The organism is Streptomyces sp. NBC_01351, from assembly GCF_036237315.1.
Taxonomy (GTDB): Bacteria; Actinomycetota; Actinomycetes; order Streptomycetales; family Streptomycetaceae; genus Streptomyces.
The window spans coordinates 2182308-2194992 of sequence record NZ_CP108356.1 but is presented as its reverse complement, the minus strand read 5'-3'; the positions used below and the strand labels follow the sequence as shown (position 1 = coordinate 2194992).

The window sequence follows — 12685 nt, the reverse complement described above, 5'->3', positions numbered from 1 at the left end:
ACCGGTGTCGATCCGCTCGGTACTGAACGAATTCAAGGACTCACCCTCACTGTGTGCGCTGCGCGTTTCAGGCGTGCGCGTCGACCCCGGCCGGTGCGGGCCCACTCCGCTCTCCTGGCAGGAAGCCCTCGATGACGGCCGCCAGGAGCTGGAGGAGGCGCAGCTGGCCCTGCTGGCCTCCAGCCTGGGTGGCGTTTTCGCGTGGCCGACCATCCAGCGGGGCCGGATGGTCCAGAACCTCCTCCCGGTCGAGAGCGACCGCGAGGAACAGAGCGGCCATGGCTCGGTCGCCCTGGAATGGCACACCGAGGACGGCTTTCACCAGGACAGATGCCGCTACCTGGCGCTCCTCGGCATCAGGAACCCCGACCGGGTGCCGACCACGATCGGCACGGTCAACGACGTGCGGCTGGCCGAGGGCCACCGCTCCGTGCTCCGCGAGCGGCGCTTTCTGATCCGGCCCGACCTGGAGCACCTGCGTCAACTGGCCAGGTACGCACCCGACAGCGAGATGCTCCGGCGTGCGCACGAGATGTACGAGAACCCGGAGCCGGTCGCGCTCCTCTTCGGCGACCCCGAGGCTCCCAGCCTGCGGATCGACGCCCCTTATACGACCGCACTGGCCGGCGACGGTGAGGCCACCGAGGCGCTGGCCGCGATCGTCGACGAGCTCACCCGTGCCCAGCGCGACGTGGTGGTCGGCGAGGGGGACGTGCTGATCGTGGACAACTACCGTGCCGTGCACGGGCGTCGGGCCTTCGAGCCGCGGTTCGACGGTACGGACCGCTGGTTGAAGCGCATGAGCGTTGCCGCCAGTCCCCTGTCGAAGGCGACGGCAGGCGCGGAAGCGCGGGTACTGGCGATCTGAGCAGACGCCGGCCGTCGCACTGCGATCCATCCGTCGTCATCTCTGCACGAAGGGTCCCGGAGGGTCGAACGCAGCACATCCGCAGGCCGGATTGGTGCGATCGACGCCGGAATCCGCCGTCAGCCTCTATTCCATCGCTGTGAATCTGCATCATGGCCACCGCCCCTTCGTGCGATGGCCCGTTCGGTGCATCCATGGGGAGAGTGAGCTTCGTGTCCTTCGCGATTGACAACACCCAAGTGGAAACAGGCCTTCCGGTTCCTATGGAGGAATTCCGCCGCCAGGTCAATGAGATGCTGCGCTCCTCCGTCGACTCGGTGGAACCGCCTCGACTGCGCGAGGCCATGGCCTATTCGCTGCTGGCCGATGGGAAGCGCATCCGGCCGACGCTGTGCCTGTTGGCCTACGGGATATTCGACACCGACGTATCCATCGCACTTCCCACCGCCTGTGGCCTGGAAATGCTGCACACGGCTTCGCTCATCCATGACGACCTGCCGGCCATGGACGACGACGATTTCCGCCGCGGCAGCCCTTCCAACCACCGGGTGTTCGGTGAGGGTATGGCGCTGCTGGCGGGTGACGCGCTGCTCGCCTATGCGCTGGAGTTCATACTCCAGAACTCCGACTCGCTGCAGCCGGAGAGACTGCTGGGCGTCATGGCCAAACTCATCGAGGTGGTGGGCCCGTCCGGCCTGTCCGGCGGCCAGGCGCTCGACCTCTACTCCCAGGGACGCGACGATGTCGACCCGTTGACCGTGGAGGAGATGCACATCAAGAAGACCGGTGCGCTCATCGAGGCGTCCGTGGTCACCGGGGCGATTCTGGGAGGGGCGTCGCAGGACGACATCACTCGCCTCGCCACGTATGCGCGGAATCTCGGGCTCGCGTATCAAATCGTCGACGACATTCTCGACGAGACGTCGAGTTTTGAGGAATTCGGCAAGGAAGTCGGCCAGGACCGGGCCGCCGGCAAGTGGACGTATCCCCGGTTGGTGGGGGTGGAGGAGGCACGTGAGCGGGTGCGCGGACTGATCACGGGGGCGGTGGCGGAGCTCGACGGGTTCGGCGAGCGAGCGTCCATGCTCCGCTGGGCCGCCGAGGTGGTCCGCGGCCGGGCGGCGGCGTGATCGGCGCAGACGGCTCCCAGGAAGAGCTTCGGACCGTCCCCGCCTCGGCCGCCCCGCCGAATCCCGCCGGAGCGAACATCGCCGCCTCCTGGTATGCCGCGATCAAGAGTTCCCGACTGGGCAAGGGGCCGCACCGGATGCGGTTGTTCGGGCGCGAGGTCGTGCTGTGGCGCGACCGGAAGGGGGTGGTGCGGTGCGTGTCCGCGCACTGCCCGCACCAGGGCGCCAACCTGGGCCTCGGGGACGTCGTCAACGGCGAACTGCGCTGCCCCTTCCACCACTGGCGGTTCGACGGCAACGGGGTCTGCTCCTCGATCCCCGGCCTCTCGCGCATCCCGACGACGGCCCGGACCCGGTCCTATCCCACCCGCGAGGCGTACGGGTTCGTCTGGGTCTGGTACGGCACCACCGAACCCCTTTTCGAGCTGCCGGAGTTCCCGGCGCTGACCGACAGGCCCCGTCGCTACCTCGGCTTCTCCTATGACGACGCGACCACCGGAACGATCCGTCAACTACTGGAGAACGCGGTCGACCACCAGCACTTCAGCGCTCTGCACGGACTGGCCCTGGACAAGGTGGAGTTCCGCGTGCTGGCCGAACAGTCCGAGGCGGCGGACAACGGTCCGCCGCTGACACGGGACGACGCCTGGTTCGGCGTGTGGTTCTCCGGCCGGCCATGGCGGCCGCCGCTGCGCCGCTCACCCCTGGGCTGGATCACCGGTGTCGTCTCCACCTTCGCGATGGGTCGCCACATGCAACTGCTGGTCGACGGATGGCCGGGCGGCCAGCGCTTCACGGCGTACGTCGACGGCACCGAGGTCTACAAAGTGATCATGGGCATCGTCCCCGAGGGGGACCGGGCTACCCGGCAGGTCGGCTGGGCCGGGGTGCGCCGCACCGGACGCTGGCACCGCACCCTCTTCAACTACGTCCTGTTCTGGGTCCAGAACCGCGCGGGGACCTTCCAGGACGTACCCGTCTACGACTCGACCCGCAACGCCCAGCCCACGGTCTACGTGCGCTACGACAACGGGCTGCTCCGGTTCCGCCGCTACTACCAGTCATGGGTCGACCGCGCCGCGGACGACGGAAAGGTCGGCCGATGAGCCTCGCGCCGGTACGGGGACGGCCGCCCCGGGATCTCGAACCGCCGCGCGATCTGGCGCGTGGTTGGTACGTGGCCGGGCGTTCCACCGGCGTGGGGCGAAGGCCCCTGGCCGCCGTGGTGGCCGGGCGAGAGGTGGTGCTCTGGCGTGCGGGAGACGGCGCGGCAGTCGTGATGGACCGCTTCTGCCCCCATCAGGGAGCCGCCCTGGAGCTCGGGAAGGTGGTGGGCGGGGAGCTGCGGTGCACGTTCCACCACTGGCGGTTCGACGGCGAGGGGACCTGTGTGGCCGCCCCCGCCACCCGGCGGGTGCCGCGCGACGCCTCGGCCCGGGTACACCCCTCCTGGGAAGGGTTCGGCTATGTCTGGACCTGGGTGGGATCGGAGGTCCCCGAGTATCCGCCGCCGGACTTCCCCCACCTGGACCGGCAGGCACCGGCCCACCGGCGCTACCGGTTCTCCTTCGACACCCCCGCACCGGCACGCCGGGTGCTGGAGAACGGATTCGACGTACCCCACTTCCCGGTGATCCACGGGATCTCCGACGACCTCCGGCTCACCTGGGACGCAGAAGGGGACCGGCACACGATCGCGGCGCGCATCACCACGGACGCGATCACCTTGCCGCCTCCGCTGGACCGGCGGCCGGGCGGTCTTGGACGGCTCTGTCTGCACCTGCGCTCGACGCCTTCGTACCAGGTGCTGACGTTCGAGCTGAACGACCGCCCGGTGGCGCACGAGCTGCTCGCCGTGACGCCGGTGGCGCAGGGGCGGACCACGATGCATGGCTGGACCGTCGTGCCGCGGGCCGACGGTCTGCTCGGTTCTTTCCCGGTCTTCTGGGGCTACCGGCTCCAGCACTGGTGGGGGACCCGGGCGGACTTGCGCATCTACCGGGACGCCGAGGAAACCGACGGTTCGATCAACACCGCTGACGACGAGGGCGTACTGAGGTTCCGTCAGTTCCATCGCCGTTGGACGGGGCGGGGGGACAAGTGAGAGGCCGGTCCAAGGCGGCGCGGATACGACGGCGGATTGTTCGGAAGGGGACGGGATGAGGCGCAAGACGTCGGAGCGGATGGCCGCGTCGCCACGGCCCGTCACGAACCTCGCCTCGGGCTGGTACGTCGCGCTGCCCTCCGCGGATCTGCGGCGTCGGCCCCGCCGGATCACGCTGTTCGGCGATTCCTACGTGGGTTGGCGCGGCGACGACGGCCGGGCCCATGTGCAGAGCGCGATCTGCCCGCACGCGGGGGCAGCCCTGCACGGCGGCAAGGTGGTCGAAGGCACGCTCGAATGCCCCTTCCACCGCTGGCGGTTCGACGAGTCCGGGGCGTGTGTCTTCGTGCCGGGGCGACGCCCGCCGGCGCGGGCCGCCGTCACCGCGCTGCCCACCCGCGAATGCTCGGGCTATGTGTGGGCGTGGTACGGCAGCGGGACGCCCCGCTACGAGCCTCCGGACCTGCCGGACCTCGAAGCGCGGCAGATTCCCGGCGTCCGGAGCTTCCGGCTGGCCGACCCGACCCGGGCCACCACCAGGCGAATCCTGGAAAACACCTACGATCCGGACCATTTGGTGGCCTTGCACGGGCTGACGGTGACCGGGGAGGCCCGGATCGCCTTCTCGGACGCCCGCGAGGAGGAGGAGACCGGCGACAAGGCGCCGGACGACAAACCGGCGGAGCGCTGCGACGCGACCCTCACCTGGCCCGCGTACCGGGGCGCGTTGGGCACCGTGTCGAACGCGTTCGGGCTCAACGCGCGCGAGTTCACCCTGCGGATGCGCGGCTGGGCGAGCTGCCAGGAGATCGAGTACTACGCGGACGGCCGGCGCCTGTACCGAATGGTCCTGGCCGTCACCCCGATCGGAGAGCACCACAGCATCCAGCACATCAATGCCTCCGTCGACCCCGACGGGGCGGGTGCCCTGGGGTGGTTGCGCGCACTCGTGCACCGTGCGGAGGTGCAGGTGGCCGCCCGCCAGGACCTCCCGGTCTTCGACACGATGCTGCCGGGGGACCGGCACGGCATCTACGTGCCCGGCGACGACGCCGTGCGGCGATTCCGACGTTTCTATCAGCAGTGGGTGGAGGTGGCAGAGCATGGCTGAGGGCGTCGTGAGCCTGACCGAGGCCGCGGACCTGCCCGTCGGACGGGTCGGGGGCAAGGCCAAGGGGCTGGGCCGGTTGATGGCGGCGGGATTTCCCGTACCCCCCGGGTTCTGTCTCCCGGTGGATGTCTTCACCACCGTGGCGGGTCTGGAGGGAGACGGGGGGCGCACCGGCGGATCGGGGCTGCGTGACGACGTCCTTGATCAGGTGCGGGAGTGCTGGGAGGCCCTGCCCGCCCCGCACGGCGTCGCCGTGCGTTCGTCGGCCACCAACGAGGACGGTGCGGAAAGCAGTGCCGCCGGCCAGTACGAAAGCGTGCTCGGCGTCCGCACCTTCGACGAGCTGCTGGCCGCCGTCGCCCGCTGCCAGCGGTCCCGGCACTCCGCCGCCGCCGGCGTCTACCGGGGCCGGATCGGCCTCGCCGAGGAGGCCCCGGCGATGGCCGTCGTGGTCCAGGCGATGGTGGTGCCCGAATGGGCCGGGGTGGTGTTCACCGCGGAGGCCCCCGTCGCGGACGACGACCAGCTGGTTCTCGTCGAGGCGGTCGAGGGGCTCGGCACGCAGCTCGTGGACGGGACGGCGGAGCCGAACCGGGCGGTGTACTCCCGGAAGGAGCCTCACACGCCCGTGTTCAGCACCGCGTTCGGAGAACGGATGGGCGAGACGGCCGAGGGCGAGGGCCCTCTTCGCTCTCTGGTGCGCACGGCGCTGGCGGTGGAGCGGGCGCTGGGTGGACCGCAGGACATCGAATGGGCGCTGGACGACACCGGACTGCACCTGTTGCAGGCTCGCCCGATCACCGCCGCCGTCCCGCCGCCGACGCAGTTCGGCGACTGGGCGAGCGAGGTCCCCGGGGCGCGATGGGCCCGGATGAGCATCTGCGACTCGTGGCTGTCCGATCCGCTCTCCCCGCTCTTCGCCACCACGCTGTTCCCGTCGCTCATCGACCGGTGGGCGACCAACTGGGGTGGTCCGCGCAAACTGCGCGCGCGCAGTCCGCTGATCCCGGAGCCGATGCACGGAACGGTGAACGGGTTCGCCTATCTGCGCTTCGACTTCCCCCTCTCCCAGCATCCGTTGCGGACCCTGCGACTCATCGCGCGCTGGCTGGCCTTCCACCTCTCACCGGTGGAGCGGCGCTGGCGGCACGAGGTGCTGCCCGCCCTCCAGGAAGGCCTGGAGCGCGCACGGAACGCACCTCTCGAGGACCTGACGTCGGCCGAAGTGCTGCGACGGATCCGGGCCGTCGAGGACCTGAGCGCCCGGTACTGGGCGGTGATCGGAGGGCTCGCCTGGCACTGGAACACCAGCGAGTGGCTGCTGGGGCTGGTCTTGGCGCGCGGCGGTCGGCGCACCGCCGGGCTCACGGCCGGATCCCTGCTCGTGGGCGACGATCGGCTCGCCCACCAGGCCGACCGTGCCCTGGACCGGGTCGCGGCGGCCACCCCGGAAGACGAGGAAGAACTGCTGCGGGAGTACCTGCGACGCTTCGGCCACCTGGTGTACAGCCTCGACCCGGCCGAACCCACCGCGATCGACGATCCTTCGATGCTCCGCTCGGTGATCGCCGGCCGCCGCGACGGAGGCGAACCGAGTGGCCTGGCGCCGGCAGCGGCCCCTGGCGGCGCCCCCGTACGCCGGCTCGGACGCGGTCCGGCCGGCCGACTGCGGCGCGAGGTCCACCAGTGGGCGCACCACTGGAGCGGAGTACGGGACGAGGCCCTGCACTACTTCACGCTCGGCTGGCCGTTCATGCGGGCCGGATATCTCGAACTCGGCCGCCGGCTCGTCCTCGCCGACCTGCTCGACGTGGCCGACGACGTGTTCTACCTGACCGGGGAGGAGCTGAGGGGCTGGGTGAACGCCGACGCGGACGACGCGCGGTGGCGCGGCCTGGTGCGTGAGCGCCGACTGCGGCGCCAGTGGCAGCGGCGGCTCAATCCGCCCGATGTGGTCCCCGCCGACGCGCGGATCACGCTCTTCGGGTCCGACATCACCTCCTTGGCGCTGTTCGGGACCGAGCGGGGGGAGAGCAAGGGCGACGGGCTGAGCGGATCCCCGGTGAGCCCGGGGTGCTACACGGGCCGGGCCCGGGTGATCCACGAGTTCGCGGACGCGGACGCGCTGGAGAGGGGCGAAGTGCTCGTCGTACGCCAGGTGACGCCGGCGTGGGCGCCCCTGCTGGCCCGGGCCGGCGCGGTGGTGGCCGACGTCGGGGGCGCGTTGTCCCACGGCTCGGTGGTGGCGCGCGAGTACGGCATCCCGGCGGTGATGGGTGTGCGGACGGCGACGTCGCGGATCGCGACCGGGGACGTGCTGACCGTGGACGGTGATGGAGGCACCGTGCGGGTGCGGAGCGAGCCGTGACCCCGACCGAGTCCCCGCCGAAGGATCACAGCACGCGCGACCGGGTGATCCGGACACTGTTGTTCGCGGCGGTGGGCGTCAGCCTCGTGGTCACCCTTTGGGGCATGGACCCGGGGCATCTGTGGGCGGCACTGGAGGCCGCCGACTGGCGCTGGCTGGCCGTGGCCGTCCTGGCCAATGTCGCCTCGCAGGTGTCCCGGGCCGTCGGCTGGAACGCGCTGTTCACCGAGTCCAGGATCCGGTTCTCCCTCCTGGTGCGGATCGAGTTCGCCGTCCAGGCCGCGGCGGCCGTCAGCCCGGAGGGCGTGGGCGAGTTCGTCCGGATCGGCTATCTCCTGCGCGAGGGTGTGGCCCGGACGGTGACCGTCGCGCTCATGGTGGTCCGCAAGTTCTTCTCCAGCCTGGGCCTCGTGCCCTTTCTGGTGTTCATATGGTGGCCGGGGAGCAACGTGCCGGGCTGGGCGTCGGCCGTCGCCTGGGTGTACCTGGCCGTGCTGTTGGTAGCGTTCGTACTGATCGTGAGGGTCGTGCGCACTCCGTCCGCCCCCGCCCGGGAGGGCCGGCTGCGCACCATCGTGTTCGACGCGCGCACAGCACTCGGGCCGGTCCGCCGCCCGCGCGTCTTCGCGGAGGTGGGGGTGGCCGCGGTCGTCGCCCGAGCACTGGATCTCCTGGCCGCGGTGGTCATCGCGAAGGCGCTGGACCTACGGCTGTCGGTGGCCGTCCTGGTGCTCGTACTGCTGTCGATCGAGGTGTCCAACGTTCTGCCGACCCTGCCGGGCCAGCTGGGGACCTTCGAGGCGGCCGTGCTGGGCGCGACAGTGGGCGCCCTCGGGCAGGCTGAAGGTCTGGCGTTCGCACTGGTTCTCCATGCTCAACAAGTGCTTCCCCAGATCCCGCTGGGGATGATTGCAATGGCCGACAACTCGCTCTTACGCAACCGATCGAAACGGGATTCGTCATGACCGAACTGTGGAACACCGATACCCCCAAGGTGGTTACGCTCCCGTCGGGGCGGACGATTCGCGGACGCGGGCTCAGATACGACCTGCCAGAGGGGCAGACCCCTACCTTCGCGGTGCACTTGACGGACCACGAACCGCCCAAGCCGCCGTGGGAGTCCCTGTGGGTTCCCTGGCGGGACTTCTGGCTTCCCGCCGACCCCATGGACGCGATGCGCAAACTCCGCATCGCCTACGACCGTGCCGCAGATGAACGCGTCGAGGTCTGCTGCGGGGGAGGCGTCGGCCGGACCGGTACGGGGCTCTCCGTGATGTGCGTCTTCGAGGGCATGGATCCCAAGGAGGCGGTGAAGTGGGTGAGGCGGAACTACCACTCCCGTGCGGTCGAAATGCGGTGGCAACGGCGCTTCATCCGTCAGGTCTACGCTGCCGAAGGCTCGGGCTCAGGGCAGTCCTAGGAGTCTCCTGGAGATCTTCATCAGACACCCGACCACAGCGCGCGGGCGGTGCCCGGGGCCGGGCGGATCACACCCAGCAGGTAGGCCGAATCGACGTGCACGCCCGAGTCCTCCCCGGCCCCCGCGTCCCGGTTCCACTCGGCGAACAGTGCCGCGAGATCGTGGTGGAGCGCCTGCCACGCGCCGGCGGCGCGGAGCCGGTCGCGCTCCGCCTGGAGGTGTCCTGCCGTGCGGACCCAGAACTCGGCCGCCGCGAGCGGTGACCCGAAGGCGAAGCGGACGTGCTCCGTGGTCACGGCGACCTCGTGGCCCGGGAACAGGCCGCGCAGGAACGCTTCGTCCCCCCAGCGCGTAGGCGGTCGCGCGCCGGCGGGCGGGGGCGGGAGGTACGCGCCCATGACGCGATTGGCGGCGGCCATGAACCCGTCCGGTGTCCAGGCGGCCGTCACGATCTGCCCGCCCGGGGCGCAGCAGCGGGTGAGGGCGGCGGCGGCCCGGGTCGCGTCGGGGGCGTACATGGCTCCGAACACGGTCAGGACGCGGTCGTACGTGCCCGTGAGGTGGTCGGTGTCGGCGTCCTGGAAGGCGATCGGGAGGTCCGCGGAGCGCGCCCGACGTGCGGCGATCGCGAGGAGCCGCGGCGTCGGGTCGGCGGCCGTGACCGTCGCGCCGGTCAGGGCGGCCGCGAGGGCGGCGTTGCCGGTGCCGCAGCCGACGTCGAGCACAGTCGTGCCGGGGCCGGGCGCGGCGGCCAGGACGGCCCGCGCCGAGGCCGGGACGAGCCGGCGGGCCATCGCGGGGTAGTCGCCCGCGGCCCAGGTGGAGGTGGAGGTGGAGGTGGACGTGGACGTGGGGGCGGAGCCGGAGGCGGCTGGCGGAGTGTTCACGGACCGAGCCTCCTATGCTCGGTCCGCGGGCACCGGTACAAGAAGTGGACCGGTCAGTGGGGGACGCGAGGGGGCGGGCCATGCGGCGGGGGATCGAGTACTGCCCGGTCACGGCGGGGGTCGAAGCGGTCGGAGACCGGTGGACCCTGCTCGTCCTGCGTGAGCTGCTCCTGGGCTCCGAGCGGTTCAACGACATCCACCGCGGGCTGCCCGGCATCAGCCGCAGCCTGCTGTCGGCGCGCCTGCGCCGGATGCGCGCCCACGGGCTGGTCCTGCGCGCCCTGGACGCCGACGGCCGCCCCGCGTACCGGCTGACGCCCGCGGGCGCCGCACTCGAACCGCTGGTCTGGCAGCTCGGCGACTGGGCGCGCCGCTGGTCCTTCGGTGACCCCATGCGCGAACAGCTCGACGGAGGCTGGGTGTTGTGGCGGCTGCGGCAGTTCGTGCGTGCCGAGGCGCTGCCCCGGGCGCGGGTGGTCGTGGAGTTCGCGCTGCGACTGGAAGGGGTGCCGGACGAACACGTGTGGCTCGTGCTGGCGCCCGGGGGCGATGTGAGTGCCTGCCGCGTACACCCCGGGTACGAGGTCGGCGTATGGGTGAGCGCCGATCTGGCGGAGCTGCACCGGATGGTGGCGGGCACCGCCACGCTGGAGGCCGCGCGCCGGTCCGGGCGCGTTCGGATCGACGGCGACCCCGAGCTCGTTGCCGCGTTCCCCTCTTGGTTCGCCTGGCGCACGCCCGCCCGGGAGCTCGCGCCGCCCGGACCGTGAGGACGGAACCGGCCGCGGCGCGGGCTCGCGGCCGGTCGTCCCGCTCAGCTGCGGGCCGACTCCCGGACCGTGCACGTGGTGGTGTCGGCCGGGCACCAGTGGGTGCGGCCGCCGACCAGGTGGAGTTCGAGGTCGGCGTCGCGCATGCCCTTCGCGTCGAGCGCGGCGCGCAGGGCGGTGGGGGCCGGTTGGGGCGGGAGGCCGGTGACCGCCAGGGGCGGCACCAGGGAGATGGCGATGGCGACACCCGGCAGGGTGTCGGAGATGTCGGAGCGCACCAGCGCGTACGCCCCCACGGTGCCGGTGGCCAGGGCGACGACCAGGTCGATGAGCCGGGGGCTGATCCGCGAGGACACCTGGCTGTTCGTGGCGAAGGCGTCGGGCGGCGAGACCAGTCACCCCATCAGCATGCCGATGGTCACGACCGTCAGGGCCCCGCCGAGCACCAGCAGTGCGGAGCGCACCACCTGGTGCCGGTCGGCGAGGACCAGGGCCGGCGCGCTGCCCAGGATCGGGGTCATCAGCGGGGCGACGATCATCGCCCCGATCACGGTGGCCGTCGAGTCACGGGACCACTCCCGCGCTCGCGGTGATCGCCGCCAGGACCAGCAGTACCCAGAACCGGATGGAACCGGGACTGCGCCAGAAGCGTTCGATGAAGAGGGCCCCGGCCATCCACCGCGCGGCGGCCGCATCGACTTGTGGCATGCGGGACCGCCCGTCCTCACCAGCTGCCCAGAATCCGCGCCTTCTCCGCCGCGAACTCCTCCTCCGTCAGCACGCCCTGCGCCTTCAGTTCCGACAATTGGGTGAGCTGGGTGATCCGGTCGCTCGCGGGGGCGGCGGCGACCGGGGCCGCCACCGGGGCGGGGGCCGGCGGCGCCGACCGCGCCGCGGTCTGGTCCAGCAGTTGCTGTTGCCGGGCCTCGGCGGCCAGTTGCTCCCGCTCGGCGCGCTGCGCGGCCGAGCGCTGCATCCGGCCCGACACCGCGGTGGCCGTGCCCGCCACGACGGCCGTTCGGGCCATCGTGCCCAGCAGCCCCGGTCGTCCCATCCTCCGACGCAACACGGCTCAACCCTCCTGGTCCAGGGCGGCGATCGCCCGTACGACGTCGCCCCGCGGGATCCGCTCCATGAAGACGACCTGCCGCACCACCCCGCTCTCCTGCAGCTCGCGCAGGGCCGGGGCGACGTCACCGTTGAACCGGTTGCCTTCGAAGGCGACCACGGCGACATCGACCGGGCCGACCGTGTCGGGCACAAGGCCAGTGGGCATGAGCGAGCCGCCTTCCCGAAATGACGAAACGGATGAATGTCATCTTCTTGGGCATTCCTCAGGCCGCATCGTGACGACGTAAGGCTTTCGTCATCAGGGCGGGCATGGCGTGCGCCGGGCGCGCCGCGTTGAATGCGAAGGACGGATCAGCGAGGAAGAGGCATACGTGATGGCAAGTTCGAGGCGGCGGGGCCCGATCGTGGTGGTCGCGGCGATCGTGGCGGTGGTGGTGCTGGGCGCCGGGCTGTACTGGTTCCAGCCGTGGAAGCTCTGGCAGAACGACACCGTCCGCGAGGCGCTGCCGTCCGCCCCGGCGGCCCCCGCGGCCCCCGCGGCCCCGGCCGCCTCAGGTGCGCCCGGCACCGCGCCCTCCGGTGCGGCCGGGCCGCAGACCGTGGCGCGGGGCAGCCTGATCAGCCACGAGCACGCGACCACCGGCACGGTGAAGCTGGTCCGGCTCGCCGACGGCTCCCACACCCTGCGCCTGGAGAACCTGGACACCAGCAACGGCCCGGACCTGCGGGTGTGGCTCACCGACGCCCCCGTCAAGGAGGGCGTGGCCGGCTGGACCGTCTTCGACGACGGCAAGTACGTCAGCCTGGGCAAGCTCAAGGGCAACAAGGGCGACCAGAACTACGAGATCCCGGCCGGCGTGAACCTCGCCGACTACGGCAGCGTCACGATCTGGTGCGACCGCTTCGACGTCTCCTTCGGCGCGGCGGCCCTCAGTAAGGTGTGAGCGGACCCACAG

At 71.4% G+C, this 12685-nt stretch carries 14 protein-coding genes and 1 pseudogene; 10 read left to right on the top strand and 5 right to left on the bottom strand.

All coding sequences use genetic code 11. From position 1 onward, the window contains the following. Positions 1-73: 73 nt before the first annotated feature. From OG625_RS09775 to OG625_RS09740, 8 genes are all read left to right on the top strand, one after another. Complete coding sequence (locus tag OG625_RS09775) at positions 74-868, top strand: TauD/TfdA family dioxygenase (protein ID WP_329378387.1); 795 nt, start codon at positions 74-76, stop codon at positions 866-868. 212 nt (positions 869-1080) lie between these two features. Further along, entirely contained in the window at positions 1081-1998 is a 918-nt protein-coding gene (locus OG625_RS09770; protein ID WP_329378385.1) for a polyprenyl synthetase family protein, read from the top strand. Beyond that, the gene (locus OG625_RS09765; RefSeq protein WP_329378383.1) at positions 1995-3104 is read left to right on the top strand and encodes a Rieske 2Fe-2S domain-containing protein; all 1110 of its coding nucleotides are present in this window, start codon (positions 1995-1997) and stop codon (positions 3102-3104) included. The genes OG625_RS09770 and OG625_RS09765 overlap by 4 nt, the downstream gene beginning before the upstream one ends. Further along, the gene (locus OG625_RS09760) at positions 3101-4102 is read left to right on the top strand and encodes a Rieske 2Fe-2S domain-containing protein (protein WP_329378381.1); all 1002 of its coding nucleotides are present in this window, start codon (positions 3101-3103) and stop codon (positions 4100-4102) included. The genes OG625_RS09765 and OG625_RS09760 overlap by 4 nt, the downstream gene beginning before the upstream one ends. A gap of 55 nt (positions 4103-4157) precedes the next feature. Beyond that, the gene (locus OG625_RS09755) at positions 4158-5213 is read left to right on the top strand and encodes a Rieske 2Fe-2S domain-containing protein (RefSeq protein WP_329378379.1); all 1056 of its coding nucleotides are present in this window, start codon (positions 4158-4160) and stop codon (positions 5211-5213) included. Beyond that, positions 5206-7581 (top strand): PEP/pyruvate-binding domain-containing protein, encoded by a 2376-nt coding sequence (locus OG625_RS09750; protein ID WP_329378377.1) that lies wholly within the window; start codon positions 5206-5208, stop codon positions 7579-7581. Before OG625_RS09755 ends, OG625_RS09750 begins: the two co-directional genes overlap by 8 nt. Further along, the gene (locus OG625_RS09745; protein WP_329378375.1) at positions 7578-8546 is read left to right on the top strand and encodes a lysylphosphatidylglycerol synthase transmembrane domain-containing protein; all 969 of its coding nucleotides are present in this window, start codon (positions 7578-7580) and stop codon (positions 8544-8546) included. Before OG625_RS09750 ends, OG625_RS09745 begins: the two co-directional genes overlap by 4 nt. Next, the gene (locus OG625_RS09740) at positions 8543-9001 is read left to right on the top strand and encodes a phosphatase domain-containing protein (RefSeq protein ID WP_329378373.1); all 459 of its coding nucleotides are present in this window, start codon (positions 8543-8545) and stop codon (positions 8999-9001) included. Before OG625_RS09745 ends, OG625_RS09740 begins: the two co-directional genes overlap by 4 nt. Positions 9002-9021: 20 nt before the next feature. Here OG625_RS09740 and OG625_RS09735 read toward each other — a convergent pair whose 3' ends face one another. Continuing rightward, positions 9022-9888: a methyltransferase domain-containing protein gene (locus tag OG625_RS09735; protein WP_329378371.1), complete on the bottom strand. Its 867-nt coding sequence runs from the start codon at positions 9886-9888 to the stop codon at positions 9022-9024. Positions 9889-9968: 80 nt separating this feature from the next. Between OG625_RS09735 and OG625_RS09730 the strand changes: the two genes are divergently transcribed. Next, positions 9969-10658 (top strand): winged helix-turn-helix transcriptional regulator, encoded by a 690-nt coding sequence (locus OG625_RS09730; protein ID WP_329378368.1) that lies wholly within the window; start codon positions 9969-9971, stop codon positions 10656-10658. Positions 10659-10702: 44 nt separating this feature from the next. Here OG625_RS09730 and OG625_RS09725 read toward each other — a convergent pair. The 4 genes and pseudogenes from OG625_RS09725 to OG625_RS09710 form a co-directional block, all read right to left on the bottom strand. Further along, positions 10703-11179, bottom strand: a pseudogene (locus OG625_RS09725) (DUF389 domain-containing protein). Between the two features lie 43 nt (positions 11180-11222). Then, complete coding sequence (locus OG625_RS09720; protein ID WP_329378366.1) at positions 11223-11366, bottom strand: hypothetical protein; 144 nt, start codon at positions 11364-11366, stop codon at positions 11223-11225. A gap of 16 nt (positions 11367-11382) precedes the next feature. Continuing rightward, on the bottom strand, positions 11383-11712 hold the full coding sequence (locus OG625_RS09715; RefSeq protein ID WP_329378364.1) for an SHOCT domain-containing protein: 330 nt from the start codon (positions 11710-11712) through the stop codon (positions 11383-11385). An 18-nt stretch (positions 11713-11730) separates the two neighbouring features. Then, on the bottom strand, positions 11731-11934 hold the full coding sequence (locus tag OG625_RS09710; RefSeq protein WP_329378363.1) for a hypothetical protein: 204 nt from the start codon (positions 11932-11934) through the stop codon (positions 11731-11733). A gap of 169 nt (positions 11935-12103) precedes the next feature. Between OG625_RS09710 and OG625_RS09705 the strand changes: the two genes are divergently transcribed. Beyond that, positions 12104-12673, top strand: a complete 570-nt coding sequence (locus OG625_RS09705) for a DM13 domain-containing protein (protein WP_329378361.1) — start codon at positions 12104-12106, stop codon at positions 12671-12673. The last annotated feature ends 12 nt before the right edge of the window (positions 12674-12685 follow it).